Here is a 25034-nt window from a genome sequence, read left to right as displayed (position 1 = left end):
GCGCCGATGGAAGTCGGGCAGGCGCGGCACCAGCCAGGCGCTTGCCAGGGTCGGCACGCTCGACAGCGTCAGCCGCAGGCGGCGGTCATCGGCGCGCAGTTCGGCGCTGAGCGCCTCGATGGCCTGCAGCGGCGCCAGGCCGCCATCGTAGAGCTTGCGGCCGGTCTCGGTCAGGGTCAGCCCGTGGGCGTTGCGGCGCATCAGCGGCTGGCCGAAATGGGCTTCGAGGCGGGCGATGGCGCGGCTGACGGCGCCCTGGGTCACGCACAGGGTTTCGGCCGCCAGGGTGAAACTGCCCAGGCGCGCCGCCGTCATGAAGGCGTGCAACTCGGACATGGACGGCGAATGCAGGCGCATGGCGCGGCGGGTTCCGGGAGGCCGCGGGCGCGGCTTCAGCATGAGCGTTGGTAATGAAGGCGTGCAATATAGTCGTTTGAAAGCGGATCGTAAAGTTCGGACACTGGCGGCCTCGCAGCAAGACCTGCACCTTTCCCGGAGTCGCTCCATGTCCCGCCGCTTTTTCGGCTGTTCCGCGCGCATCGCGCTTGCCGGCGTCTGCGCCGCGCTGTCTTTCGCCGGCCCGGCGCAAGCCGCCGACTATCCTTCCCGTCCCATCAAGCTGGTGGTGCCGTTCGCCGCGGGCGGTTCGACCGACATCGTGGCGCGCCTGGTGGCCGAGTACGCCGGCCGCGACCTGAAGCAGACCATCGTGGTCGAGAACAAGGCGGGCGCGGGCGGTTCGCTCGGCATGGAGCAGGTGGCGCGCTCGACCGCCGACGGCTACACCATTGGCATGGCGACGATGAGCACGCACGGCTCCAATCCGGCGGTCTACCGCAAGATGAACTACGACCCGCTCAAGGACTTCGAGCCGGTGGCCAATGTGCTGGCCGTGCCCAGCATCTTCGCGATCAATCCGCAGATCCCGGCCAGGAACATGGCCGAGTTCGTCGCCCTGGCCAAGGGCCAGGCGGACAAGTACAGCTTTGCCTCGCCGGGCGTGGGCTCGCTGGGCCACGTGAACATCGAGAACTTCATGATGCTGGCCGGCATCAAGCTGCTGCACGTGCCGTACCGCGGCGCGGGCCCGGCGCTCAATGACGTGATGGGCGGGCAGGTGGACGCGATCACCGACAATCTGTCCTCGACCCTGCCGCAGGTGCTGGGTGGCAAGCTGCGGCCGCTGGCGGTGCTGGGCGCCGAGCGTTCGCCGCTGCTGCCGGACGTGCCGACCTACATCGAGCTGGGCTACCCCGACATGGGCACGGGCGGCTGGTTCGGCCTGGTGGCGCCGGCCGGCACGCCGCCGGCGGTGATCGAGCGCCTGAACCAGGCCGTGCGCGCGGCGATGCAGGATCCCGAATTCCGCAAGAAGGCCGAGGACGTCGGTGGTACGCTGATGCCGACCACGCCGCAGGAATTCAAGATCCAGATCGAACAGGCCCTGGCGCGCTACGCCAAAGTCGCCAAGGCCGCCAACATCCAGGCTGACTGAACGATGACAAACGCCGACTTCCAAGCCGTTTCCGTGCACGCCCCGACCGCGCCCGCCTTGCCGCTGGTGTGTGATTCGCCGCACAGCGGCGAGCAATACCCCGCCGATTTCGGCGCCGCGGCCAGCCTGGCGCAGTTGCGCCAGGGCGAGGACACGCACGTGGACGCCTTGTGGTCGGCGGCGCCGGCGCTGGGCGCCACGCTGGTGGCGGCGCACTTTCCGCGCGTCTACATCGATCCCAACCGCACGCTGCGCGATCTCGATCCGGAGCTGCTGGCCGAGCCGTGGCCGGAGCCGCTCGACCCCGGCGAGAAGACGCGCCTGGGCAAGGGCCTGATCTGGCGCCGCATGGACAAGGCCACGCCGATCTACGACCGCAAGCTGACGCTCGAGGAAGTGCGGCACCGCATCCAGGCGTACTACGAGCCGTACCACGCGGCGCTGGCGCAGGCCATCGAACAGGCGCAACGCGATTTCGGCGCGGTCTGGCACCTGAACCTGCATTCGATGCCGAACGATGCGTATGAGCGGCTGGGCCGCGAGAGCGCGCATCCTTTGGCGGACTTCGTGCTGGGCGATCGCGACGGCACCACCTGTGAGCCGGAATTCATCGCGCTGATCGAGACGGCGCTGCGCGACCGCGGCTACACGGTGGCGCGCAACGATCCCTACAAGGGCGTGCAGCTGATCGCGCAGATCGGCCAGCCGGCGTTGAACCGCCACAGCCTGCAGATCGAGATCCGGCGCCCGCTGTACATGGACGAGGTCACGCGCGAGCGCAACGCGGGCTTCGAGCCGTTGCGCGCGGACCTGTCGCAGGTGTTGGCGCAGGTGGCGCGGTATGTGCAGTCGCGCACGGCGGCGCTATCGTCGACAAAATAGACTCGGTTGAATATTGTGTGGTTGCGCGGCCGCGATTGATGTGTATCAATCGCGGCCGCCGCGCATGCGCTTAAGTTTCCGGGTGGCGGGCCGTTGTCGCTAACAACGAGCTGCGCCGCCGATTGGCGCAGCCTAAAGGAAACCGGTATGGCCGAGAAGATCATCAATGGTTTTTCCGTCGTGGCGTACGCGACGCAACCCGAGGGGCGGATTCCGGCGCGCGCCTTCCTGGAAACCCGACGGTTGCCGGCCAAGGGCGATGCCGCGGCCAAGCCCGCGCCGCAAGCGGATCAGGTCGAGGACGGCGAGACGCAGGATGACGCGGATGAACCGGAAAGCCTGGCCTTCGAGATTTTCGTGACGCGCCGTTTTCGCGGCGCGGTCGAAGCGATGTCGGCGGCGCGCAACGCGCTGGATCGCGTCAAGTCCGTGGATGAGCACGGCGTGCCGGATCACCTGCCGGACTGACGCCGTCCGTGGGCCGGGGCGGCCCGGCAGGCTGCTTGCGCGTCCCGATGCGCGCTGGCGGCGCGGCCGCCGCCCATATTGTTATCCCCACTTTGTATTTGTCGAACGCCTGAGCACGGGCCGATGATGCCGCATGGCAAGCATCGCCATTCACAGTCTGCTCAAAAGGAAGGTTGATGAATACGAACGTCCAAACGCGCGCCAATCCGGCGCGCGGTATTTCGCGCCGCTCGTTGCTGCGCGCGGCATCCCTGGCCGGCCTGGCCGCGCCGCTCGGCATGCTGGGATCGCGGGTGCTGGCGGCCAATGGCGCGCCGCGCACCTACAAGATCGCATGGAGCCAGACCGCGGTGTGTCAGTCGCCGGTTTCGGTGGCGCTGGAGCGCGGCTTCTTCGACAAGTACAACCTCAAGGTCGAGCGCATCAATTTCAGCGGCTCCACCGATCAATTGCTCGAAGCCATCGCCACCGGCCACGCCGATGGCGGCATCGGCATGGCGTTGCGCTGGCTCAAGCCGCTGGAGCAGGGCTTCGACGTCAAGCTGGCGGTGGGCACGCATGGCGGCTGCATGCGGCTGCTGACGGCGGCGGATTCGCCGGTCAAGAGCGTGCAGGACCTGAAGGGCCGCCGCGTCGCGGTGTCGGACCAGGCCAGCCCGGTGAAGAACTTCTTCGCGATCCGCGTGGCGCAGCTGGGCATCGACCCGGAATCGGTGGACTGGCGCCAGTATCCGCAGGATCTGTTCGGCGAGGTGCTGAGAAAGGGCGAGGTTGATGCGATCGCGGGCGACGATCCGCTGATCTACACGCTGCGCGAGGACAACAAGCTGCGCGAGATCGCCACCAACATCGAGGGCGACTACGAGAACCGCACCTGCTGCGTGCTGGGCCTGCGCGGCGACCTGGTGCGCAACGACCCCGAGTCGGCCGCGGCCATCACGCGCGCGGTGATCGACGCGCAGCGCTGGACCGCGTCCAATCCCGACGAGACCGCGCGCATCTTCGCGCCGTATGTGCCGGGCAAGGTGCCGGCCGAGCGCGTGGCGGCGATCCTGCGCAGCCACAGCCATGGCCATGCGTCGACCGGCTCGGCGCTGCGCGAGGAGATCGTGGGCTATGCCAAGGATCTGAAGACGATCAAGGTGCTGAGCGCCAATCTCGACATCAACAAGTACGCGCAAGCGGTGGTGCCCAATGTCCTCGGCTGACGCGCTGGCGGCGGGCGGGTTGCGCGGCGCGCCGGCCGTCGCGCAACCGTGGCGCCTGTGGAAGACCGGCGTGGTCGCGGCCGCGCTGTGGGCCGCGGTGGGCGCGGTGACGCTGCGCTGGCCCAATGTCGAGGTGGGGTTCGTCTCGTGGGGCTATACGCGGGAATTCGGCATCGCGGCGCTGGCGCTGGCGGCGTTGCTGCTGCTGGTGGCGGTGGCCGGCGCCGGCCAGCGCCGGCCGGTGCGGGCGCTGCATCGCGGCGGGCCGTGGCTGGTGCTGCTGGCGCTGGCGGTGGGGGCGTGGGAGATCGCGACGGCCAAGCTGGCGTGGCTGCCCAGCCCGTTCTTCGCGCCGCCGCAGTCGCTGATCGAAGTCTACGTGACCGACTACAAGCGGCTGGCGGACAGCCTGGGCAATTCGCTCTGGCTGCTGTTCAACGGCTTCGGCCTGGGGGCGGCGGCCGGTTTCCTGACGGGCGTGGCGATCGGCTGGTCGCGCGGCCTGGGGTACTGGGTGCATCCGGTGCTGCGGTTCCTGGGGCCGGTGCCGTCGACGGCGTTGCTGCCGATGGCGTTCTTCTTCTTTCCGTCGGGCTGGTCGGCGGCGGTGTTCCTGATCGCGCTGGCGACGTGGTTCCCGGTCACGGTGCTGACGTGGTCGGGCGTGGCCGGCGTGAACCGCGCCTATTACGACGTGGCGCGGACCCTGGGCGCGAGCGAGTGGTTCCTGGTACTGCGGGTGGCGATTCCGGCGGCGTTGCCGCAGGTGTTCGTCGGCCTGTTCATGGGCCTGGGCGCGTCGTTCTCGGTGCTGGTGGCGGCCGAGATGATGGGCGTCAAATCCGGGCTGGGCTGGTACCTGTCGTGGGCGCAGGGCTGGGCTTCGTACGCCAATCTATACGGCGCGCTGATCGTGATGGCGCTGGTGTTCTCGGGCCTGATCACCTTGCTGTTCGTGGGCCGCGACCGCCTGCTGGCGTGGCAGAAGGGAGTGGTGAAATGGTAGCGGCGCCGCAGGACGCGGGAACGGCCGGCGCGGCGCGCGGCGCGGCGCTGGCGGTGCGGGGCGTGAATCATCGCTTCGACCTGGATGGCGCGGCGCTGCCGGTGCTGGACGATATCGACCTGGAGGTGCGGCCCGGCGAGTTCGTCGCGCTGCTGGGCCCCAGCGGCTGCGGCAAGTCGACCCTGCTGCGGCTGGTGGCGGGGCTGGAGCCGCCGGCGCAGGGCGATCTGCTGGCCGATGGCGAGCCGATCGACGGGCCGTCGCCGTCGCGCATCGTGGTGTTCCAGGATCCGACGCTCTATCCCTGGCGCACGGTGTGGCACAACGTGGCGCTGGGCCTGCAGGCGCGCGGGCTGCTCAAGACCGAGCGCGGGCGGGTCGATGACGCGTTGCAGCGCGTCGGGTTGACGGCGTTTGGCCAGGCCTATCCGCACCAGCTGTCGGGTGGCATGGCGCAGCGCGCGGCGCTGGCGCGCGCGCTGGTCAACGATCCGCGCATCCTGATCCTGGACGAGCCGCTGGGCAAGCTCGATTCGCTGACGCGGATCGCGATGCAGTCCGAGCTGGTGGAACTGTGGCAGCGCAGCGGCTTCACCGCCTTGCTGGTGACGCACGACGTGGAGGAGGCGCTCTTCATGGCGTCGCGCATCATCGTGCTGAGCGAACGGCCGGCGCGGATCAAGGACGAGATCGTCAACGACCTGCCGTATCCGCGCCATCGCGGCGATCCGCGCCTGGCCGAGTTGCGCCGCCGCGCGCTGGCGCTGTTGGGACTGGATGCGACGTGGTGAGCAACGCGGGGTTGGCGCTGGCCGTCGCGGCGGCGCCGGCCGGCATGCTGGCGTGCTTGGCCGCCGCGCGCCGGCGCCCGGACGGCCATGCGATCGCGGTTGGCTTGCCGTTGTCCGGGTTGGCGGCGCTGGCCCTGGCGGCCGCGATCGGCGTGGTGGCGCTGGGCTGGCAGCGGACGCTGGGCGCGCCGGGGCTGTTGGGGTCGCGGCTTGGACACCTGGCGCTGACCGCGGCGGCGGTGCTGTTGCTGGCGGCGCTGGCCGCCGCCTGGCTGCACAGCCGCGCGCCCGAACGCGCGGCGCGGCCCGCGTGGCGCCGGGCCGGGTCCATGTTGCTGGGCGCGTTGGCGCTGCTGGCGGCGTTGCTGGCCGCGGCGATCGCCTGGCAGCCGGACGAGGCGCTGGCGATCGCGCATTGGCCGTTCGCCTGGCGCTACGACGCCGACCTGCCGGTCAGTGGCCATACCTGGCGCCGCCTGTGGCTGGCGCTGGGGCTGACGCTGTTGGCGCTGGCGTTGTTGACCGCGGCCCTGTTCGCGCGGCGTGGCCGGCTGGTGTTGCTGACGGCCGCCGCGGGGCTGCTGGCCAGCGCCAGTTGGCCGGCGCCGCGGCTGCTGCTGACGGAGGCGACGCATACGTCCTATCAGCGGTCGCCGCTGGTGTTTTCGGATGACAACCTGCAGCGGGGCGCGCGTCTTTACCAGACGCATTGCGCCGCCTGCCACGGTGCGCGGGCGGATGGCCGCGGCGTGCTCGCGGCCGGTCTGCCCGCCTGGCCCAGCGTGCTGGGGGCGGCGCTGTTCGACAACCGCCTGGAGGGCGAGCTGTATGCGCGCCTGGCGCGCGAGGGGACGGCGCACGGCGGCGCGATGCAGGCGCCGGGCGAGGCGCTGACGCCGGACCAGATCTGGCAGGTGCTGGATTATCTGCGGCTGCAGGCCTACGGCGCCGGCGGCGGCGCGGGCATGCCGGCGATCCCGGCGCCGGTGGTGGCGCTGACCTGCCGCGACGGCCGCGCCGCCACGCTGTCGGGCCTGCGTGGCCTGCCGGTGCGGGTGGCGGCCTTCGCTCCTGGCGCGCCGCCGGAACCGCAGGATCCGCGCCTGCTGACCGTGGCGTTGACGCGCGGCGGCGCGCCGGCGGCGGACGCCGATTGCGTGGCGGCGGACGCGGCGGCATGGGAGGCCTATGCGCTGGCCGCGGGCGTGGCGCCGGCTGACCTGGCGGGCGCGCAGTTCATGGTGGACCGGCGCGGCTGGCTGCGGGCGCGACGGCTGCCGGGCGCGGCGCCGGCCTGGACCAGCGCCGACAACGTCTGCGGTCCGGGCGGCCGCATGGAGAACGCTTCGGCCCAGGGGCTGGGCGCGCTGCTGCTGGCGATGGATCGCGCGCCCATCGAGATTCCGGATACGCGGCGCAGGCAGTGATGCGCCATCGCCCGGCGTGGCGGCCGGGCACCTTTTTTCCTTTCCCTTTCACTAACGCGAGGCAGGCAAGATGAGTACCTTGAATGAATACCTGGGCCAGAAGCGCGAGGCGGTGCTGGCGCGCAATGCGCGTGATCCGGGCACGGTGACGCCGGTGAAGCTGCGCGCGCATGTCAGCGCCGAAGGGCGCAGCGGCGTGCGCCGCATCCGCATCCGCGACCATCAGGTGGTGAGCGACAGCCCGGCGGATTTCGCCGGCTACGACCTGGGGCCGAGTTCGCCGGAACTGCTGCTGGGGTCGCTGGGCAGTTGCCTGACGCATATCTTCCTGATCAAGGCGGCCGAGCTGGAATTGCCGCTGGAATCGCTGGAGGTCGAGATCGAAGGCGACCTGGATCCGCGCGGCGGCAAGCCGGGCTACGAGAAGGTGCCGTTCTTCCCGCACAACATCCGCTATACGGCGCACATCGTGTCGCCGGCCGATCCGCAGGCGGTGCGGGCGGTGCACGAGGCGGTGGAGCAGTGGTGCCCGATCCTCAACCTGCTCAAGCAGCCGCAGCCGCTGGAAGGCAGCGTGCGGCATACGCGGCCGGGGGCTTGAGCGGCGGCCATTCGCACCGCGCGCGCTGGCGCGTCAGGCGGCCCGGCCGACGGGCCAGGATTCAGGTCAGCGAGCTGCGCATCAGGATCTCGGTCAGCGCCCGGGTGGGCTTGTTGGGCGCGGGCGCCGAGATGACGATGAACTCCACCTGCGGCAGCGCCGGCAGGGCCAGCGCGCCGGCCGGCGCCGCCAGTCCGGCGGTGGACAGGTGCGAGGGCTGCACGGTGATGCCCAGGCCGGCACGGGCCGCCGCCTGGCAGCCGGCGTAGCCGGTGCTGGTGCAGACGATCTGCCAGCTGCGGCCGGCGCGCGCCAGCGCGTCCAGCGCCAGGGTGCGGGTGACGCTGGGCTCGCGCAGCAGGATCAGCGGCAGCGGCGCGTCGGGCGCCAGGCGCAGGCCTTCCTTGGCGCGCCACAGCAGGGCTTCCTTGTGCAGGGTCTGGCCGCGACGGTCGCCGCGGCGGCGCTTGCCGATCATCACGTCCAGGCCGTTGTCGTCGAGCAGGCGGTAGAGATCGCTGGTGACGCCGATGGTGATGTCCAGCTCCACTTCGGGATGCGCCTGGCGGAACGCGGCCAGCACGTCGGGCAAGGGCCCCATCGCCAGGTCGTCGGAGGTGCCGAGCCGCACGCGGCCGCGCAGCCGCGGGGCGTCGAACAGCCGCTCGGCGCGTTCGTGCGCGTCGAGGATGATCTCGGCGTGCACCAGCAGGCTGCGGCCGTCGCTGGTCAGGGCCAGCGAGTGGGTGTCGCGCAGGAACAGGCGGCGGTTCAGCGCCAGCTCCAGCTGGCGGATGTGCTCGCTGACGGTGGGCTGGGTCAGGCCCAGGCGGCGCGCGGCCTCGCTGAAGCTGGGCGAGGCGGCGGCCGCGGCGAAGGTCTTGAGCCAGAGCGGATTGAGCATGGCGGCCTGCCTATAGGGAATTCCGATAGCAGTTAAAGTAACCAGTGGCCTTCACGATAGCAAGCGCCGCGCCTATAGTTTCCGCGACCTTCCCGGAAACTTCCCGCCATGCGCCGCTTCCTGCCCGACCAGTTCACCCTCATCCTGATCGCCACCGTGGCGTTCGCCAGCTTCTTTCCCGCCGTGGGCAAGGGCGCGTCGTTCATGATGGTGGCCAGCAACCTGGCCATTTCGCTGCTGTTCTTCCTGCATGGCGCGCGCCTGTCCACCGACGCGATCGTGGCCGGCGTCAAGGACGTGCGGCTGCACGCGCTGATCCTGGGCTGCACCTTCATCCTGTTCCCGGCGCTGGGGCTGGCGCTGCGGGCGCTGTTTCCCGGGTTGCTGACGCCGGCGCTGTGGCTGGGCGTGATCTTCGTGTGCACGCTGTCGTCGACGGTGCAGTCGTCCATCGCCTTCACCTCGATGGCGCGCGGCAACGTGCCGGGCGCCATCTGCGCGGCGACGGCTTCCAACCTGCTGGGCACGGTGCTGACGCCGCTGCTGGTGGCCGTGCTGCTGCATCGCCAGGGCGGCGGCCATGGCCTGGCCGACGCCGGCCGCATCCTGCTGCAATTGCTGTTGCCGTTCGCGGTGGGCAGCCTGCTGCGGCCGTGGATCGGCGCCTGGGCGCAGCGCAACAGCCGCGTCCTGTCGAAGGTGGACCGCAGTTCGATCCTGCTGGCGGTCTACACCGCGTTCAGCGAAGCGGTGGCGCAGGGCATCTGGCACGCGTTCCCGGCGATCGACCTGGCCACCATGGTGCTGGTCAATGCGCTGCTGTTGGGGGCGGTGCTGCTGATCACGACCTGGGGCAGCCGCAAGCTGGGGCTGTCCAAGGAAAACGAGATCACGTTGGTGTTCTGCGGCTCGAAGAAGTCGCTGGCGTCCGGCATTCCGCTGGCCACGGTGCTGTTCGGCACCTCGCAGATGGGTATCGTCGTGCTGCCGCTGATGATCTTCCACCAGATGCAGCTGATGGTCTGCGCGGTGCTGGCGCGCCGCTATGCCGATCGCGCCGAGCCGGCGCAGACGGCCGCGCCGGCCCGCGCCTGACGCCGCGGCGGCCCCCGCCTGACGGGTCAGCCGCCGCTGGCGAGCGGCTGGATCTTGCCGCTGGGTTGCCAGTAGACGGCGCCGTCGCGCTCCTGCACCGTCAGCACCGTGAGGCGGCCGTTCTTACAGGGGCCGCCCACGCACAGGCCGGTATCGGGCTGATAGGTGGCGCCGTGGCGGGCGCACATGATCAGGTCGCCGGCGCGCGTGAAGAAGCTGCCTTCCCAATCGAGTTCGACGCCCACGTGGGCGCAGCGATTCAGATAGCCATGGACCCGGTCCTGGTAACGCACGAAGAACGCCGTGGTCTGCCCCGCGCTGTCGGAGACCGGCAGTTTGACGCCCAGCCCGCCATTGACCAGGTCGGTGGCGGCGCAGACGCGGACTTCGGGAGCGATACGGGAATCCTGCATGGAAGGCCTTGGAATCAAAGGGTGCGATCTTGGGTCAGGGGGCGGGGCTTGTCAATCGGCCGGCGCGGCGGTGTTTTCCTGCTGCCGCGCCCACATCGCGGCATACAGGCCGCCCGCGGCCAGCAAGTACGTATGGCGGCCGCGTTCGGCGATGCGGCCATCCTCCAGCACCATGATCTCGTCGGCGTCGGCCACGGTGGACAGGCGGTGGGCGATGATGAGCGTGCTGCGGCCGCGGCTGACCTCGCGCAGGTTGGTCTGGATGTCGCGTTCGGTGCGGGTGTCGAGCGCGCTGGTGGCTTCGTCGAACAGGAAGATGGCCGGGTCCTTGAGCAGGGTGCGGGCGATGGCTACGCGCTGCTTTTCACCGCCGGACAGCTTGAGGCCGCGCTCGCCCACCATGGTCTGGTAGCCGTCGGGCATGGCCATGATGAGGTCGTGGATGTGCGCCAGCCGGGCCGCGTGCTCGATCTCGGCGTCGGAGGCGCCGGGCCGGCCGTAGCCGATGTTGTAGCGGATGGTGTCGTTGAACAGCACGGTGTCCTGCGGCACCACGCCGATGGCGGCGCGCAGGCTGGCCTGGGTGACGTCGCGGATGTCCTGGCCGTCGACCAGGATGGCGCCGGCGTCGGCGTCGTAGAAGCGGAACAGCAGCCGCGCGATGGTGGACTTGCCCGCGCCCGAGGTGCCCACCACGGCCACGGTCTTGCCGGCCGGCAGGGTGAAGCTCACGCCCTTGAGAATGGGCCGGCGCTCGTCGTAGCCGAAGCGCACGTCGCGGAACTCGACTTCGCCACCGGCCACGCGCAGCGGCTGCGCGCCGGGCCGGTCGGCCACTTCGCGGTCCTGGCCGAGCAGCTCGAACATGCGCTCCATGTCGATCATGGCTTGCTTGATCTCGCGGTAGATGAAGCCGAAGAAGCTGAGCGGCGAGTACAGCTGCAGCAGGTAGGTGTTGACCAGCACGAAGTCGCCCAGGGTGTAGCGGCCCTCGGCGATGCCGTTGGCGGCCATCCACATCACCAGCGTGAGGCCGGCGGAGATGATGACGGCCTGGCCGACGTTGAGGATCGACAGGCTGACCTGGCTGCGCACGGCGGCGCGTTCGTAGCGGGTGAGCGAGGCGTCGTAGCGGCGCGCTTCGTGTTCCTCGTTGCCGAAGTACTTGACGGTTTCGTAGTTCAGCAGGCTCTCGATGGCCTTGGTGTTGGCCTCGGAGTCGGTTTCGTTCATCTGCCGGCGGAACTTGGCGCGCCATTCGGTGACGGCCAGCGTGTAGGCCATGTAGAGGATCACCGTGGCGCCCGTGGCCAGCGCCAGCCAGGCGTCGAACATCTTCCACAGCACGATACAGACCAGGCCGATCTCGAAGAAGGTCGGCAGGATGTTGAACAGCAGGAACGACAGCAGCGTCTGGATGCCCTTGGTGCCGCGCTCGATGGCGCGGGTCAGGCCGCCGGTCTGGCGCGTCAGGTGAAAACGCAGCGCCAGGCCGTGCAGGTGGCGGAAGATGCGCAGGCCGACCGAGCGGATGGCGTGCTGGCCGACGCGGGCGAAGAGGGCGTCGCGCAATTCGGAAAACAACAGGGACAGAACGCGCGCGCTGCCATAGGCCAGGATCAGGCCCAGCGGCACGGTCACGCTGCCCGGCGCGCCCTGGCCCAGGGCGTCGATGGCGTGCTTGTACAGCAGCGGCGTGTAGACGGTGGCCGCCTTGGCGGCGAACAGGCACAGCAGCGCGGCGACGACGCGGGCCTTCAGGCCGGTCTGGCCGGGCGGCCAGAGGTAGGGAAACAGGGTGCGCAGCGTGGCGAAACCGCCACGGCCGGGCGTGCGGGAGTCAGGGGTTGTCATAGGGGCGGCAAGGGCAAATGGCGTGGGCCCGCGCGGGGCGCGGGCCGGGTATGGAGGCGATTATCCGGCACCGGCGCTATTATTTAACTGAAAACCCCTGGGACGGATGGGCCACGCGCAGGCCGCTCCCGGGGGTTTTCCATCCGGTTTTCGCATGCGGGCGCAGCAGGGCGGGCCCGTCATCCACTGTCGACCAGGCGTACGCCCGGCAGCATTCCTGGTCGCGCGACCTGGCGCGTTTTCGCCGTGCAAGTGTTGCGTTGCAAGCTTCGGAGGGTCATATGGCGAAGGTACCCACAGTCAAACTGAACGACGGCAGCAAGATTCCGCAATTGGGCCTGGGCGTCTGGCAGGTGCCGGACGAGCAGGCCGCCGCCAGCGTCAAGGAGGCGCTGGCGGCGGGCTACCGTTCGGTGGACACTGCCGCGATCTATGGCAACGAATCCGGCGTCGGCGCCGGCCTGCGCGCGGCGGGCGTGGCGCGCAAGGATCTGTTTGTCACGACCAAACTGTGGAACGACAGGCATGGCTTCGATTCGGCCCACGAGGCCATGAACGATAGCCTGGAAAAGCTCGGCCTGGCCTATGTGGACCTGTACCTGATCCACTGGCCGGTGGCGGGCAGCGAGAAGTTCGTCGACGCCTGGCGCGCGATGATCGAGATGAAGGAGGATGGCCGCGCGCGTTCGATCGGCGTGTCCAACTTCACGCGGGCCAACCTCGAGCGCCTGATCGACGCCACCGGCGTGACGCCGGCGGTCAACCAGATCGAACTGCACCCGGGCTTCGCGCAACGCGAGCTGCGCGCCTTCCATGACAAGCACGGCATCGCCACCGAGTCGTGGAGCCCGCTGGCGCAGGGCGGGGTCACCAAGGAAAAGACGATCGTGGACCTGGCGCGCAAGCACGGCAAGTCGCCGGCGCAAGTGACGCTGCGCTGGCACTTGCAGCACGGCCTGATCGTGATCCCGAAGTCGGTGACGCCGGCGCGCATCCGCGAGAACATCGACGTGTTCGATTTCGAATTGTCGAGCGCGGAGATGGCGGCGATCGACGCCATCAAGGAAGGGGCCCGCCTGGGGCCCGATCCGGAGAAGTTCGGCAAGTGAGGCGCGCGGCGGCCGCGGGCCGCCGGCTCGCTACGCGTCGGGTTGCGCGGGCGGGAAGAACCAGTAGCGCACGATGACCACCAGCAGGATGGTCAGCGCGGTCCAGGAGGCCCAGTGCCAGCCGCCGGTGCCCAGCAGCGCGGCCAGCAGGCCGAAGACGCTGAGCACGCCCAGCAGGATCGGCACGCCCCAGACGAACAGGAAGCCGCGGGAGGATTTCTTGCTCATGCGGGGCTCCGTTGCGGGGTGGCGGCGGCCTGGTGCTTGCGCACCAGCTCGGCGATGCGGGCCTCGGTGGCGCGGCGGCGCGCCAGCCACAGGTAGAGGCCGCTGACCAGCACCACGATGGTGATCAGGTCGAGCACGGCCCAGATGATCTTCAGCGGCAGGCCGCCGTAGTCGCCGAAGTGCAGCGGACGCGACAGCTCCAGCGCGGTCAGATACCACGGCATCTTGGCGACGGTGGTCAGTTCGCCGTTGCGGCCGTCGATCAGGACCGGCGTGTTCATCTTGGAGGTCAGCGGCGTGGCGCCGCGCATCCAGGCGATGTAGTGGTGCGGGCTGCCGAAGGCGTTGCCGGGGAAGGCGATGAACGACACTTCGTTGCCCGGCAGGGCCTTGCGGGCGGTGTCCGCCGCGGCCTGGGCCGAGGACAGTTCGGCCGGCACGCCCTGGCCCTTGTAGGGTTCGAGGATGCGCACCAGCTCGGTCGATTGCCACAGCCGGAACAGCGGCGTGGACAGCTCGTTGATGACGCCGGTGAAGCCGACCACGAAGGCCCACACCAGGGTCACGATGCCGAGCAGGTTGTGCAGGTCGAGCCACTTCAGGCGGGTCGAGCGGCCGGCGCGCACGGTGCCGAATTCCAGCTTCTTCATGAAGGGGCCGTAGAGCACCACGCCCGAGACGATGGCGATGCAGAACAGCAGCCCCATGAAGCCCAGGAACAGTTCGCCCGGCAGGCTGGCGAACAGGTCGACGTGCAGCGACAGCATGATGCCCATGAACGAGAAGCGGTCCTGGGTGTAGAGCGGGCCGTCGAGCAGCACGTCGCCGGTGCGGCCGTCCATGCGCACGGCGTGGCCGGAGACCTGGCCGTCGCCGGGCTTCTTGGCCATGCCGACGTAGACCTGGGGTTCGTCGGGGTCGAAGAACAGGTAGTCGACGACTTCGCCGGGGTACATCGAGCGGGCCTGCGTGACCAGCTTGTCGAGGTTGGCCGGCGGCGTCGAGGCGGGCACGTCGGACAGCGGCTTGGCGTCGTCGAGCCAGTGTTCGATCTCGTGGTGGAACACCAGGGGCAGCCCGGTCAGGCAGATGATGAGCAGGAAGATCGTACAGACCAGACTGGTCCACTTGTGGACCAGGTACCAGGTTTTGATGGTGGAGGCGGCGGTCATGGCGACGGCGGGGCGGCTCGCGCGGCCCCCTTCAGGTTGGATTTTGGGAAAGACGGAACATTATCACGAATAATAGCTATTCTCGTAACGCCGTTCATGAGATCGCGCGTGAAAGCCCGGTGTAATCGGGGACTGATAAAAGCGGGTTAAAAAGAAACATGGGCCCGATTGGGCGGGCTGGATCATCATGCAGCAACGTTTTCTGAAAGTGCCGCGCAACGAGCAGGGCCGCGATTTCGCGGTGGGCGACGTGCACGGCTGTTTTACCCGCCTGCAGGACAGCCTGGGGCGGATGGGGTTCGACGCCAGCCGCGACCGGCTGTTTTCCGTCGGCGACCTGGTCGACCGCGGGCCGGAGAGCGAGGCCGCGCTGGATTGGCTGGCGCAGCCCTGGTTCTTCGCGGTGCAGGGCAACCACGAGGACTATGCGGTGCGTCACGTGCGCACCGGGCAGGTGGACGTGGTGAACTGGCGCGGCTACGGCGGCGGCTGGTTCCTGGACCTGCCGGCCGACCGCCAGCAGGTCTACGCCGAGGCCTTCGGGCAACTGCCCATCGCGATCGAGGTGGAAACCTCGGCGGGCCCGGTGGGGCTGCTGCACGCGGACTGCCCGGTGCTGTTCTGGCCGCGCCTGGAATCGGCGCTGCAGGACCGCTACAAGCGCACCAGCGCGGCCTGCCAGTGGTCGCGCGAGCGGCTGCGGCAACTGGACCGCACCGGCGTGCGCGGCGTGCGCGCCGTGGTGGCGGGCCACACGCCCGTGGCCGCGCCGCTGGCGCTGGGCAACGTCTATCACATCGATACCGAGGGCTGGAAGGACGGCTACTTCACCTTCCTCGACCTGGAAACGCTGCAGGCCTGGCCGTGCGCGGTGGTGACCGAGCCGGATACGGAAGCGGTCCGCTGACGCGGGCCGCGCGCGCTCGATCCGGCCGCGCCTACCAGCGGTAGGTCGCGGTCGCCAGCACCGTGCGCTGATCGCCATAGCGGCAGGCGCCCGCGCTGCAATTGCTGAGATAGGTCTTGTTGCCGAGGTTGCGCACGTTCAGCGCCAGGTTCCAGCCCTGTACCTGGTAGCCGATCATCGCGTCGAACAGCGTGTAGCCCGGCAGCTTCTGGGCGGCCGACTCCTGGTAGCCCCAGTTCGGTCCGGTGTAGCGCGCGCCCAGGCCGATCTTGATGCCGGATGCGAAGCGGTAGTCGGTCCACAGCGCGATCTGGTTGCGCGACACCGCCTGCATCTGCTTGCCGACTTCGCTGGGCGTGCTGCTGGCCGTGACCTCGGCCTTGGGCGTGTACGTGTAGGCGGCCACCACGTTCATCTGCGGCAGCGGCCGGAATGCGGCTTCCAGCTCAAGGCCGCGCACCTGCACTTCGCCGGTCTGCTTGGGCAGGAACTCGGGCGTATAGGTGATGTAGTTGTGGCGCCGCAGGTCGAACACCGCCGCGCTGTAGCGGCTGCGCCCGCCGGGCGGCTCGTAGCGGATGCCGAGTTCGTACTGGCGCCCGGTTTCCGGCCGCATCGGGTTGTTGGTCACCGGGTCGATGGTGGCGGTGGGCGAGAACGATTCAGCGTAGCTGAAGTACGGCGCGATGCCGCTCGGATGCAGGTAGACCAGGCCGGCGCGCTTGCTGAAATGGTGCTCGGAGATCTTGGTGCGGGAGCCGTCGATGTTGCTGTCCACGTCCGCGCTGGCCTTGTCGTAGCGGCCGCCGAGCGTGGTCACCCAGTTGCCCCATTTGATCTGGTCCTGCAGGTAGAAGCCGGTCTGGGCCAGCCGGGTGGTGGCGTCGAACCAGGGCGCGGCGGTCTCGACCGGGCTGCCGTACGACGGCGAATAGCCGTCGATGGGCGCGACCACGCCGTCGTTGTAGGTGCGCTGGTAATTGCGCGAACGCTGGTAGTCCAGTCCGAACAGGAAGGTGTGGGTCCAGTCGCCCAGGGCGACCTTGGCCTGCGCCTGGTTGTCGATAGTGAAGAGCCGCGCGTTTTCCTGGCTGCCGAACGGGAACCGTTCCAGCAGGCGGAAGTTGGCGGGGTCGTCCGGGTTGGCGGGGTTGACCGTGGCGAAGCCGCCGCGCACGTAGACCTGGCGGTAGTCGACGCTGGTGTAGCCGTAGCGCGTGTTCTGGCGCACGGTCCAGGTGTCGTTCAGGCGGTGTTCCAGCAGATAGCCGACCATCCACTGTTCCTGGTTGAAGCGGTCGAAGCCCGGTTCGCCCACATAGGTATTGCGCGAGAATTTCCCGTTCGGATTGGGCAGCTGCGTGCCGATCTCGGGAAAGCTGCCGTAGGAACTGCCGTCGCGCACCCGCAGATAGTGCGACAGCAGGGTCAGGGTGGTGTCGCTCGACGGCTTGAGGGGCAGCGCCGGCGCGATGAAGAAACGGTCGTTGGGCAGGCCGCTGGCGGGCAGCTCGGCGTCGCGCGCCAGGCCCGTGATGCGGTAGAGCACCTTGCCGTTGTCATCCAGCGGGCCCGAGAAATCGCCCGCCACCTGGCGCCGCGAATGGTCGCCGACCTGCGCTTCCAGCTCGTGCAGCGGTTCTTCGGTGGGGCGCTTGCTGACGACGTTGATCATGCCGCCCGCGCCGTTTTGCCCGTACAGCACCGAGGTCGGGCCGCGCAGCAGTTCGATGCGCTCGGCGCCGTAGACCTCGGTCTGCCATACCGCCCAGCTGTTGTTGTTGCGCAGTTGCAGGCCGTCCAGGTAATAGCCCGGCGTCTGCGCATCGAAGCCGCGGATGATGGTCCAGTCAAAGCGCGTGTCGGCGCCCCATGGCAGGGTGTTGATGCCCGGGGTGTAGGCCAGGCTTTCCTTCAGGCGCGAGGCGCCGGTTTCGCGGATGAAGTCCGCCGTCACGACCGAGATGGACTGCGGCGTTTCGAGAATGCTGCTGTCGGTCTTGGTGCCGGTGGCGCTGCGGCTGGCCACATAGCCGTCCACCGGGCTCCAGGCCGTCTCGGGGCGGCCGGTGACGGTGACCGCCGGCAGCGTGGCGGGGCTGTCGGCGGTGGGCGCCGGGCGCAGCGTATAGGCGCCGTTGGCGCCGCGCACGACGCGCAGGCCCTGGCCCTGCAGCAGGGTGGCGAAGCCGTCCTGCACGGAATAGGCGCCGGTCAGGCCGGGGCTGGTCTTGCCGCGGGTCAGGGCGCCGTCGGCCGACAGCTCGATCCCCGCTTCGCTGGCGTAGCGGGTCAGGGTCTGGTCGAGCGGACCGGATGGGATCTGGTAGGTGCGCACCGGTGTCTGCGCCCCGGCGGGCGCAGGCGCTACCTGGGCTGGCGCCGGCGAGGTGGCCAGGAGGGCGCCGCCCAGCGCCAGGCAGAGCGCGGTGCGGCGCGGGAGCAGGCGGGGGGCGGTGGGCCGCGCGGAGAGGGGCGCGGTGATGCGGAACGGAGAGGAAAGGTGGCGGCTCGCCATCGGGTCGATCCCAGAAAGTACGGAAGAAAGTGTTGCGACTGCTATGTCTTCCGGACGAGCGGGCGATTTCCTCAATGCCGCGCCAACAAAAATTGCAACAGGGGCCAGGGCTTGCGCGGGGCGCTTCTGGCGGTCGATGCGCCCTAGCGTGATGCCCTGGGGCCGACGGTGACCCAATAGCGGCTGAACGTGTGAATGTCGACCGGCACGCCCAGCGTCAGGTTGTGCAGGGCGCGGTCGGTGTCGCGCAGGGGGAAGACCCCGGTGACGCGGAGGTCTGCGACGGCCGGGTCGCAGCGCAGGAAGCCGCTGCGGTAGCGGGCCAGCCGCGCGGTGAAGTCCGCCAGCCGCATGTCCTCGGCCAGCAGCACGCCGCGCGTCCAGGCGGCGTCGGCCTCGCGCGCCGCGGCGGGCGGTTCGGCGCGCTGCGGGTCGAAGCGCGTGCGCTCGCCCTCATGCACCCGCAGGACCGCCTGGGTGGCCGCGCCGGGATAAACGTCGACCGCGCCCTGGTAGACCGCCAGGTGCGCCTGCGGGCCGGCGTCGCGCAGGGTGAAGCGGGTGCCCAGCGCCTGCACCATGCCTTGCCGGCTCTGCACGCGCAACGGCCTGTCCTGGGCATCGACAGCGGTCGACACCAGGATTTCCCCGGCCAGCAGCAGGATGCGGCGCTCGTGGCGATCGAAGCGCACGTCGATGGCCGAGCCGCTGTCGAGCACGACGCGGGAGCCATCGGCCAGGGTGATGTCGCGGATCTCGCCGACGGCGCTGCGGTGGTCGGCGGTCAGCACGCCCCAGCGCCCGCTTTCGCGCCAGAGCAGGGTGGCCCCGGCGGTGGCGGCCGCCGCGATGCCCAGTGTCCGCAGCGCTTTGCGGCGCGCGGCATAGGCCTGCGGACGGGCGTCGAGCAGCACCGTGCGGGAGGCCGGCTCGGAGACCCCGGCCAGCTTGGCGTCCATGACCTGCAGGCGGCGCCAGGCGCGCAGGTGGTCGGGATGGGCGGCCAGCCAGGCGTCACAGGCCGCGCGGTCGGCCGCGCTGGCCTCGCCCGACCACAGCCGCGCCATCCAGGCCGAGGCGCGGCGCACGACCGCGGGATCGATCGCCGGCCCCTGGCCGGCGGCCGCGTCAGTACGCGCCATCGTAGAGGGCCTGGTAGCACGCCAGCAGCGCCGCCGCGACGTACTTCTCGACCGAGGAGACGGACACGTGCAGCCGTTCGGCGATCTCGCGGTAGCTCAGGCCGTCGAGCTTGCACAGCAGCAGCGCCATGCGGACCTTGGGCGGCAGCTTGTGCAGGATGGTGTCGACTTCGATCAGGGCCTCGACCGCCAGGGCGCGGACTTCCTCGGACGGCGCCAGCGCCACCGGCAGCGCGGCGATGGCCTCGAGGTAGGCGGCCTCGATGCCGCGGCGGCGGTACAGGTCGATCAGCAGGCCGTTGGCGATCTGGGTCAGGTGGCGGCGGGACTGGTCCGGCTGCGGCGTGGCGCCGGAGGCCAGGATGCGGACGTAGGTGTCGTGCGCCAGATCGGCGGCGTCGAAGGCGTTGCCCAGCCGCTTGCGCAACCAGCCACGCAGCCAGCCGTGGTGGTCACCGTAAAGCACTTCGATGGGCTGGGGGGAGGTCCCGGTCGCGGACATGATGGACTGGCGTGGCGTTGGCGCGGCGCATTCCATGATCCGGAATGCGAATTATTCCGGATCATAGTTGATCCGCGCGCGCGCCGGCAAGCCGGTCTTTCCCGGGCGGATCGGCCCGTGCTGGACGGGCCCGAAGGAGGATCGGGGAGACTAGAGCGGCCGCGCGGCCAGCGGCCCGGTGCCGTTGACGGCGCTGGCGCGGGCGGGGATGTCGGCGTCGACGCGCGGCACCGGGATCGGCGGGATCGGGGTGTTGCCGCCGTCGCCGCCCGGGTTGCCCCCGGAAGCGCCGCCCAAGGCGCCGCCCAGCGTGCCGCTGCCGGCGGCCGGGATCGGAATCGGCTGCGCCACCGGGGCCTGCTGGCCCGGCGCCGGCTGTGCGGACGCCGGCTGTGCGGGCGCCTGCTGCGGCGCGCCCGCCTGGGGCTGAGTCGCCGGCGGCAGCGTCGCGCCCGGCGCGGGCAGGGGCCGCACCGAGTTGTCGACGCCGTCGGTGGAACGGTTGTTGTTGAGAAAGTCGGTCAGCGGGTCGCCGCTGGACAGGTCGAGCGAGGCCACCGCCTGGCCCGGCGGGAATTCGTTGAAATAGTATTCGCCGTTGTCCACCAGCAGGCCGTCGGGACGCGGCGCCGGCTTGGTCTCGGGCACGCCCTTGAGGGCCGGCTGCATGTAGTCGAGCCAGGTGGTCAGCGCCAGGCCGCTGCCGAATTCGTTGGTGCCCAGCGACTTGGGCTGGTCGAAGCCCATCCAGACCGTGGTGGCCAGGGTGGGGGTGAAGCCGGAGAACCAGACGTCGACCGCTTCGTTGGTGGTGCCGGTCTTGCCGCCGATGTCGTTGCGCTTGAGCACCTGGTGCGCGCGCGCCGCGGTGCCGCTGGTGGTGACGCCGCGCAGGATGTCGTCCATGACCCAGGCGGTGCGCGGGTCGATGGCGCGCGCGGCGGCGTCGCCCGCCACCACCGGCTGCGCCTGCATCAGCACGTTGCCCGAGCGGTCGGTGACCTTGTCGATCAGGTAGGGCGTGACGCGGTAGCCGCCGTTGGCGAACACGCTGTAGCCGTTGACCACCTGCAGCGGCGTGGCGCCGCCGGCGCCCAGGCCCAGCGGCAGCACCGCCGGCCAGCGGGCCTTGTCGAAGCCGAAGCGGGTCAGGTAGTCCTGCGCGTACTGCGGGCCGATGGCCTGCAGGATGCGGATGGTGACCATGTTCTTGGACTTGTACAGGCCCTGGCGCAGCGTCAGCATCGGCTCGTAGCGGTTGCCGTCGTTCTTGGGCTGCCAGTCTTTCGAGCCGGTCTGGGCGGCGGTCAGCATGAAGGGCTGGTCGGAGATCTGGGTGGCGGGCGTCAGGCCGCGCTCCAGGGCCGCCGCGTAGACGAACGGCTTGATGTTCGAGCCCGGCTGGCGCCAGGCCTGGGTGACGCGGTTGAAGGTGCCGCGGTTGTAGTCGAAGCCGCCGATCATGGCGCGGATGGCGCCGTCCTGCGGCACCATCGACACCAGCGCCGCCTGCAGCGCCGGCATGTTGATGATTTCCCAGCCGTCGCCGTTCTTGTGGATGTAGACCACCGAGCCGCGCTGGATGCGCTGGCTGTCGCTGGCCTTGGGGTTGAGCGCGCGCGCCACCACCGACAGCGCCTTCTTGTCGGAGATGGTGATGATGTCGCGGGCGCTGCGGGCCACGGTCACTTCCTGCGGGCTGGCGGCCAGCACCACGGCGGCGAGCAGGTCTTCGCTGTCGGGCGTCTTTTCCTGCACGCCGTCGAGCAGGTCGTCGAGCGCCGCGGGGTCCTTCTCGACGCCGTCGGGCAGTTCGATCTGGTCTTCGGGGCCGGGGTAGGGCGCGCGGCGGGTGTAGTCCATCACGCCATCGCGCACGGCGCGGTAGGCGGCTTCCTGGTCCTTGGAGTCGATCGTGGTGTAGACGTCGATGCCCTTGGAGTAGGTCTGCTCCTGGAACACGCCGTACATCAGCTGGCGCGCCAGTTCGGCCGGGTAGTCGCCGTGGATGGCGAAGCCGCGGGTGCTGGAGCCGTCGGCGCCGCGGATGACCAGGCGCTGCTTGAGGGCCTCGTCGGCCTGTTCCGGGGTCAGGTAGCCCAGCGTCTTCATGCGGCCCAGCACGTAGTGCTGGCGGATCTCGGCGCGCGGGAAGTTGGTGATGGGGTTGAAGCGCGATGGGGCCTTGGGGATGCCGGCCAGCATCGCGGCCTCGGCCGGCGTCACTTCGGACAGCGGCTTGCCGAGGTAGGTGCGCGAGGCGGCGGCGAACCCATAGGCGCGGTGGCCCAGGTAGATCTGGTTCATGTAGAGCTCAAGGATCTGGTCCTTGGTGAGCTCGGATTCAATCTTGTAGGTCAGCAGCAGTTCGTAGAACTTGCGCGAATAGGTCTTCTCGGACGACAGGTAGAAATTGCGCGCCACCTGCATGGTGATGGTGCTGCCGCCCTGGGTCTTGGATTGCTTGACGAGGTTCACCAGCACCGCGCGCACCATGCCCATCCAGTCGACGCCGCCGTGCTGGTAGAAGCGGTCGTCCTCGGCCGACAGCACCGCCTGGCGCATCACCGGCGGGATTTCATCGAAGCGCAGCACGTTGCGGTGTTCTTCGCCGTATTCGCCGATCAGGACCTTGTCGGCGGTGTAGATGCGCAGCGGCACCCGCGGCCGGTAGTCGGTCATGGCGTGCAGGTCCGGCAGGCTGGGCCAGGCGATCGCCAGCGCCAGGCCGACCAGGACCGCCCCGCAGACACCGAGGCCGGCGACGGCGACGGCGGCTTTGACGAGGAGTCGTTTCCAGGGAAAGCCCGATTTGCCGCCCGGGGTGGCGGAGGATTGCTGGGGGGTGCTCATTGCAGGCGATTCTAGGGCAGAACGCTATAGACCGGCGACGGCGCCGGAAGGTTTCGGTAACCAAACTTGCCCGCGGGGAGGAACCGGCGGGTGGGTCAAGGATATGGGGACGGGTTTGAGCATACGCGCTGCGCGGGTTTCGCGCAGCGCGACATGGCAAGCGCGCGCTGAAATGTATTGCGCGCCGTGACAAACGGCAAGGCCGGTTGCAGATGTCATGGCGCTTCCGCCCGCAGATAGCGCTGCGGCGGCGCGCCCAGCGCGCGGTGGAACATGGCGCTGAAGGCGCTGGGGCTGCGGTAGCCCAGGTCGGCGGCGATGCGCGCCACCGGCACGCCCAGCGACAGGCGGCAGACCGCGTCGGCCAGGCGCACCTGCTGCACCCACTGGCGGTAATTCAGTCCCAATTCAGCCTGGAACAGCCGGATCAGCGTGCGCGCGCTGGCGCCGACCTCGCCGGCCCAGTCCTCGATGCCGCGCTGCAGGCCGGGGCGGTCGAGGATGGCTTCGCAGATGGTCTGCAGGCGGCGGTCGCGCGGCCAGGGAATCTGGATCGGCACCACGCGGGCGGCGGCCAGTTCGGACAGGATCAGCGCGGCCACCTGTTCGGCGCGGCCGCCCAGCGGATAGTCGATGGGCTCGGCGGTCAGCGCCAGGATCAGTTCGCGCAGCAGGCCGCTGACCTCGATCACCTGGCACTGCGGCCAGTAGGCCCGCGCGGCGTCGGCATGGATGTACAGCGAGCGCATCGAGACCGCGCCGATCATGTCGACGCCGTGCGGCACGCCGGCCGGCACCCACAGCGCGCGCAGCGGCGGCAGGGCCCAGAAGCCGCTCGGGGTGGTGACGTGCATCACGCCTTCGACGGCGTAGATGAGCTGGGCGCGCGGATGGGAGTGGGCGCCGGTGCGGGCGCCGGCGGTGAATTCCTTGGCCATCGCCGTCACGCCGCGGGGACGGTCCTGGTAGTCCTGGGCGTCGATGCTGCGGGCGGGGTCGAGGCGGGCGGGCCGGGTTGGCATGGTGTCACTTCCGACAAAAGGAGGAAGCCGGATTCATTGCGGGAAAAACGCTATTTTGTCACTTTCCCGACGAAAATTGTCAGGCGTGGGCGGGCCGGTGTTCCTACACTGTCTGGACGTCCGGCATGGGGTCGGACGCATTTCCGTTTCCTTTCGCCTTTTCCCTATCCATGAACTCCGCCCAGAATCCCGCCGCCGGGCTGCCGGACCGCGCCGCGTCGGCGCCGAACCCCGCCGTTGCCGACCCTTCCACCGCGTTCGCGGTGCTGGGCGCCATCAGCGTGGCGCACCTGATGAACGACATGATCCAGTCGATCCTGTTGGCCATCTACCCGATGCTGAAGGATTCGTTCAGCCTGTCGTTCGCGCAAATCGGCCTGATCACGCTGGTGTACCAGCTGGCGGCTTCGCTGCTGCAGCCGTTCATCGGTTTCTACACCGACCGCAATCCCAAGCCGTATTCGCTGCCGGTGGGCATGGGCTTCACGCTGGCCGGCCTGCTGCTGCTGTCGGTGGCGCCGTCGTTCGGCTGGCTGCTGGTGGCGGCGGTGCTGGTGGGCACGGGCTCGTCGGTGTTCCATCCGGAATCGTCGCGGGTGGCGCGCATGGCCTCGGGCGGACGCCACGGGCTGGCGCAGTCGCTGTTCCAGGTGGGCGGCAACGTCGGCTCGGCGCTGGGGCCGCTGCTGGCGGCGCTGTTCATCATCCCGCACGGGCAGCGCAGCGTGGCCTGGTTCTCGCTGGCGGCGCTGTTCGGCATCGTGGTGCTGACCGGCATCGGCCGCTGGTACAGCGCCAACCGCGTGCGCCTGAAGCCGCGCGCCCGCCGCGAGGGCAGCGGCCACGGCCTGACGCGCAACCAGGTGCTGGGCGCGCTGGGCGTGCTGGGCCTGCTGGTGTTCTCGAAGTACTTCTACCTGGCCAGCCTGAACAGCTATTTCACCTTCTACCTGATCGACAAGTTCGCGCTGTCGGTGCGCGAGGCGCAGCTGTACCTGTTCCTGTTCCTGGCCGCGGTGGCGGTGGGCACGGTGGTGGGCGGGCCGGTGGGCGACCGCATCGGCCGCAAGATCGTGATCTGGGTGTCGATCCTGGGCGTGGCGCCGTTCACGCTGTTGCTGCCGCATGCCAACCTGTTCTGGACCGGCGTGCTGGTGGTCATCATCGGCGTGGTGCTGGCGTCGGCCTTCTCGGCCATCGTGGTGTATGCGCAGGAGCTGGTGCCGGGCAAGGTCGGCATGATCGCCGGCCTGTTCTTCGGCTTTGCCTTCGGCATGGGCGGGCTGGGCGCGGCGGCGCTGGGCAAGCTGGCCGATGCCACCAGCATCGGCTATGTGTACCAGGTCTGCGCCTACCTGCCGCTGCTGGGCGTGGTGGCGGTGCTGCTGCCGAGCGTGGAGCGCAAGCGCGCCTGACGCCGGCCGCGCGCGGTCCGCG

The 25034-nt window shown here is 69.7% G+C and carries 23 protein-coding genes; 12 read left to right on the top strand and 11 right to left on the bottom strand.

Features of this window, described 5'->3' with window-relative positions; all coding sequences use genetic code 11:
* Positions 1 to 357 (bottom strand): LysR family transcriptional regulator (locus AOZ53_RS06190; RefSeq protein WP_156333302.1); only part of this gene is annotated, 357 nt, incomplete at its 3' end.
* 148 nt (positions 358 to 505) lie between these two features.
* On the opposite strand from AOZ53_RS06190, the gene AOZ53_RS06185 reads away from it, so the two are divergent.
* The 8 genes from AOZ53_RS06185 to AOZ53_RS06150 all read left to right on the top strand — a co-directional run bounded on the left by AOZ53_RS06185 (position 506) and on the right by AOZ53_RS06150 (position 7878).
* Complete coding sequence (locus tag AOZ53_RS06185) at positions 506 to 1495, top strand: Bug family tripartite tricarboxylate transporter substrate binding protein (RefSeq protein WP_054474756.1); 990 nt, start codon at positions 506 to 508, stop codon at positions 1493 to 1495.
* Positions 1496 to 1498: 3 nt separating this feature from the next.
* Entirely contained in the window at positions 1499 to 2377 is an 879-nt protein-coding gene (locus AOZ53_RS06180; protein ID WP_054487278.1) for an N-formylglutamate amidohydrolase, read from the top strand.
* 147 nt (positions 2378 to 2524) lie between these two features.
* On the top strand, positions 2525 to 2845 hold the full coding sequence (locus AOZ53_RS06175; RefSeq protein WP_054432330.1) for a hypothetical protein: 321 nt from the start codon (positions 2525 to 2527) through the stop codon (positions 2843 to 2845).
* 176 nt (positions 2846 to 3021) lie between these two features.
* Positions 3022 to 4053, top strand: coding sequence for an ABC transporter substrate-binding protein (locus AOZ53_RS06170; RefSeq protein WP_054487276.1), 1032 nt, complete (start codon positions 3022 to 3024; stop codon positions 4051 to 4053).
* Entirely contained in the window at positions 4040 to 5059 is a 1020-nt protein-coding gene (locus AOZ53_RS06165; protein WP_054432328.1) for an ABC transporter permease, read from the top strand. Before AOZ53_RS06170 ends, AOZ53_RS06165 begins: the two co-directional genes overlap by 14 nt.
* Complete coding sequence (locus AOZ53_RS06160) at positions 5053 to 5850, top strand: ABC transporter ATP-binding protein (RefSeq protein ID WP_054432327.1); 798 nt, start codon at positions 5053 to 5055, stop codon at positions 5848 to 5850. Before AOZ53_RS06165 ends, AOZ53_RS06160 begins: the two co-directional genes overlap by 7 nt.
* Entirely contained in the window at positions 5844 to 7277 is a 1434-nt protein-coding gene (locus tag AOZ53_RS06155; RefSeq protein WP_231690576.1) for a c-type cytochrome, read from the top strand. Before AOZ53_RS06160 ends, AOZ53_RS06155 begins: the two co-directional genes overlap by 7 nt.
* Positions 7278 to 7347: 70 nt before the next feature.
* Complete coding sequence (locus AOZ53_RS06150; protein WP_054474752.1) at positions 7348 to 7878, top strand: OsmC family protein; 531 nt, start codon at positions 7348 to 7350, stop codon at positions 7876 to 7878.
* Positions 7879 to 7939: 61 nt separating this feature from the next.
* Here the strand turns inward: AOZ53_RS06150 and AOZ53_RS06145 are convergent, their stop codons facing one another.
* Positions 7940 to 8782 (bottom strand): LysR family transcriptional regulator, encoded by an 843-nt coding sequence (locus tag AOZ53_RS06145; RefSeq protein ID WP_054474751.1) that lies wholly within the window; start codon positions 8780 to 8782, stop codon positions 7940 to 7942.
* A gap of 108 nt (positions 8783 to 8890) precedes the next feature.
* Between AOZ53_RS06145 and AOZ53_RS06140 the strand changes: the two genes are divergently transcribed.
* Positions 8891 to 9877, top strand: coding sequence for a bile acid:sodium symporter family protein (locus tag AOZ53_RS06140; protein WP_054432324.1), 987 nt, complete (start codon positions 8891 to 8893; stop codon positions 9875 to 9877).
* Between the two features lie 26 nt (positions 9878 to 9903).
* Here the strand turns inward: AOZ53_RS06140 and AOZ53_RS06135 are convergent, their stop codons facing one another.
* Both AOZ53_RS06135 and AOZ53_RS06130 read right to left on the bottom strand, forming a co-directional pair.
* On the bottom strand, positions 9904 to 10290 hold the full coding sequence (locus tag AOZ53_RS06135) for a Rieske (2Fe-2S) protein (RefSeq protein ID WP_054432323.1): 387 nt from the start codon (positions 10288 to 10290) through the stop codon (positions 9904 to 9906).
* A 51-nt stretch (positions 10291 to 10341) separates the two neighbouring features.
* Complete coding sequence (locus AOZ53_RS06130; RefSeq protein WP_054487274.1) at positions 10342 to 12144, bottom strand: ABCB family ABC transporter ATP-binding protein/permease; 1803 nt, start codon at positions 12142 to 12144, stop codon at positions 10342 to 10344.
* Positions 12145 to 12425: 281 nt separating this feature from the next.
* Between AOZ53_RS06130 and AOZ53_RS06125 the strand changes: the two genes are divergently transcribed.
* Complete coding sequence (locus tag AOZ53_RS06125) at positions 12426 to 13253, top strand: aldo/keto reductase (protein WP_054487272.1); 828 nt, start codon at positions 12426 to 12428, stop codon at positions 13251 to 13253.
* Positions 13254 to 13283: 30 nt separating this feature from the next.
* Here AOZ53_RS06125 and AOZ53_RS06120 read toward each other — a convergent pair whose 3' ends face one another.
* Positions 13284 to 13481, bottom strand: coding sequence for a hypothetical protein (locus tag AOZ53_RS06120; protein ID WP_054474748.1), 198 nt, complete (start codon positions 13479 to 13481; stop codon positions 13284 to 13286).
* Positions 13478 to 14653, bottom strand: a complete 1176-nt coding sequence (locus tag AOZ53_RS06115; protein WP_054474747.1) for a PepSY-associated TM helix domain-containing protein — start codon at positions 14651 to 14653, stop codon at positions 13478 to 13480. The genes AOZ53_RS06120 and AOZ53_RS06115 overlap by 4 nt, the downstream gene beginning before the upstream one ends.
* Before the next feature lie 187 nt (positions 14654 to 14840).
* On the opposite strand from AOZ53_RS06115, the gene AOZ53_RS06110 reads away from it, so the two are divergent.
* Positions 14841 to 15560 carry a metallophosphoesterase gene (locus AOZ53_RS06110; RefSeq protein WP_054487270.1) on the top strand — a complete coding sequence of 240 codons (720 nt, stop codon included), beginning with the start codon at positions 14841 to 14843 and terminating at the stop codon, positions 15558 to 15560.
* Positions 15561 to 15591: 31 nt separating this feature from the next.
* On the opposite strand, the gene AOZ53_RS06105 is transcribed toward AOZ53_RS06110, so the two are convergent.
* The 5 genes from AOZ53_RS06105 to AOZ53_RS06085 all read right to left on the bottom strand — a co-directional run bounded on the left by AOZ53_RS06105 (position 15592) and on the right by AOZ53_RS06085 (position 23597).
* Positions 15592 to 18078, bottom strand: a complete 2487-nt coding sequence (locus tag AOZ53_RS06105) for a TonB-dependent siderophore receptor (RefSeq protein WP_156333286.1) — start codon at positions 18076 to 18078, stop codon at positions 15592 to 15594.
* A gap of 143 nt (positions 18079 to 18221) precedes the next feature.
* Entirely contained in the window at positions 18222 to 19220 is a 999-nt protein-coding gene (locus AOZ53_RS06100; protein ID WP_054432317.1) for a FecR domain-containing protein, read from the bottom strand.
* Positions 19207 to 19722, bottom strand: a complete 516-nt coding sequence (locus tag AOZ53_RS06095; RefSeq protein ID WP_054487268.1) for a sigma-70 family RNA polymerase sigma factor — start codon at positions 19720 to 19722, stop codon at positions 19207 to 19209. The genes AOZ53_RS06100 and AOZ53_RS06095 overlap by 14 nt, the downstream gene beginning before the upstream one ends.
* Before the next feature lie 150 nt (positions 19723 to 19872).
* Positions 19873 to 22575, bottom strand: a complete 2703-nt coding sequence (locus tag AOZ53_RS06090; RefSeq protein WP_054487266.1) for a penicillin-binding protein 1A — start codon at positions 22573 to 22575, stop codon at positions 19873 to 19875.
* A 215-nt stretch (positions 22576 to 22790) separates the two neighbouring features.
* A complete protein-coding gene (locus tag AOZ53_RS06085; protein WP_054432314.1) occupies positions 22791 to 23597 on the bottom strand; it encodes an AraC family transcriptional regulator in 807 nt (268 codons plus the stop codon).
* A 170-nt stretch (positions 23598 to 23767) separates the two neighbouring features.
* Here AOZ53_RS06085 and AOZ53_RS06080 point away from each other — a divergent pair, with 170 nt between their 5' ends.
* Complete coding sequence (locus tag AOZ53_RS06080; RefSeq protein ID WP_054432313.1) at positions 23768 to 25012, top strand: MFS transporter; 1245 nt, start codon at positions 23768 to 23770, stop codon at positions 25010 to 25012.
* Positions 25013 to 25034: the final 22 nt, after the last annotated feature.

It is taken from the genome of Achromobacter sp. 2789STDY5608621, assembly GCF_001299375.1.
Lineage (GTDB): Bacteria > Pseudomonadota > Gammaproteobacteria > Burkholderiales > Burkholderiaceae_B > Achromobacter > Achromobacter insuavis.
Note: the sequence above shows the minus strand (reverse complement) of the source record. Positions and strands in the feature narration are given on the sequence as shown.

Bases quoted from the DNA above. Each gene is read 5' to 3' on its own strand.
- AOZ53_RS06185 (WP_054474756.1), top strand. From the start codon at position 506: ATGTCCCGCCGCTTTTTCGGCTGTTCCGCGCGCATCGCGCTTGCCGGC.
- AOZ53_RS06180 (WP_054487278.1), top strand. From the start codon at position 1,499: ATGACAAACGCCGACTTCCAAGCCGTTTCCGTGCACGCCCCGACCGCG.
- AOZ53_RS06175 (WP_054432330.1), top strand. From the start codon at position 2,525: ATGGCCGAGAAGATCATCAATGGTTTTTCCGTCGTGGCGTACGCGACG.
- AOZ53_RS06170 (WP_054487276.1), top strand. From the start codon at position 3,022: ATGAATACGAACGTCCAAACGCGCGCCAATCCGGCGCGCGGTATTTCG.
- AOZ53_RS06165 (WP_054432328.1), top strand. From the start codon at position 4,040: ATGTCCTCGGCTGACGCGCTGGCGGCGGGCGGGTTGCGCGGCGCGCCG.
- AOZ53_RS06160 (WP_054432327.1), top strand. From the start codon at position 5,053: ATGGTAGCGGCGCCGCAGGACGCGGGAACGGCCGGCGCGGCGCGCGGC.
- AOZ53_RS06150 (WP_054474752.1), top strand. From the start codon at position 7,348: ATGAGTACCTTGAATGAATACCTGGGCCAGAAGCGCGAGGCGGTGCTG.
- AOZ53_RS06145 (WP_054474751.1), bottom strand. From the start codon at position 8,782: ATGCTCAATCCGCTCTGGCTCAAGACCTTCGCCGCGGCCGCCGCCTCG.
- AOZ53_RS06140 (WP_054432324.1), top strand. From the start codon at position 8,891: ATGCGCCGCTTCCTGCCCGACCAGTTCACCCTCATCCTGATCGCCACC.
- AOZ53_RS06135 (WP_054432323.1), bottom strand. From the start codon at position 10,290: ATGCAGGATTCCCGTATCGCTCCCGAAGTCCGCGTCTGCGCCGCCACC.
- AOZ53_RS06130 (WP_054487274.1), bottom strand. From the start codon at position 12,144: ATGACAACCCCTGACTCCCGCACGCCCGGCCGTGGCGGTTTCGCCACG.
- AOZ53_RS06125 (WP_054487272.1), top strand. From the start codon at position 12,426: ATGGCGAAGGTACCCACAGTCAAACTGAACGACGGCAGCAAGATTCCG.
- AOZ53_RS06120 (WP_054474748.1), bottom strand. From the start codon at position 13,481: ATGAGCAAGAAATCCTCCCGCGGCTTCCTGTTCGTCTGGGGCGTGCCG.
- AOZ53_RS06115 (WP_054474747.1), bottom strand. From the start codon at position 14,653: ATGACCGCCGCCTCCACCATCAAAACCTGGTACCTGGTCCACAAGTGG.
- AOZ53_RS06110 (WP_054487270.1), top strand. From the start codon at position 14,841: ATGCAGCAACGTTTTCTGAAAGTGCCGCGCAACGAGCAGGGCCGCGAT.
- AOZ53_RS06105 (WP_156333286.1), bottom strand. From the start codon at position 18,078: ATGGCGAGCCGCCACCTTTCCTCTCCGTTCCGCATCACCGCGCCCCTC.
- AOZ53_RS06100 (WP_054432317.1), bottom strand. From the start codon at position 19,220: ATGGCGCGTACTGACGCGGCCGCCGGCCAGGGGCCGGCGATCGATCCC.
- AOZ53_RS06095 (WP_054487268.1), bottom strand. From the start codon at position 19,722: ATGTCCGCGACCGGGACCTCCCCCCAGCCCATCGAAGTGCTTTACGGT.
- AOZ53_RS06090 (WP_054487266.1), bottom strand. From the start codon at position 22,575: ATGAGCACCCCCCAGCAATCCTCCGCCACCCCGGGCGGCAAATCGGGC.
- AOZ53_RS06085 (WP_054432314.1), bottom strand. From the start codon at position 23,597: ATGCCAACCCGGCCCGCCCGCCTCGACCCCGCCCGCAGCATCGACGCC.
- AOZ53_RS06080 (WP_054432313.1), top strand. From the start codon at position 23,768: ATGAACTCCGCCCAGAATCCCGCCGCCGGGCTGCCGGACCGCGCCGCG.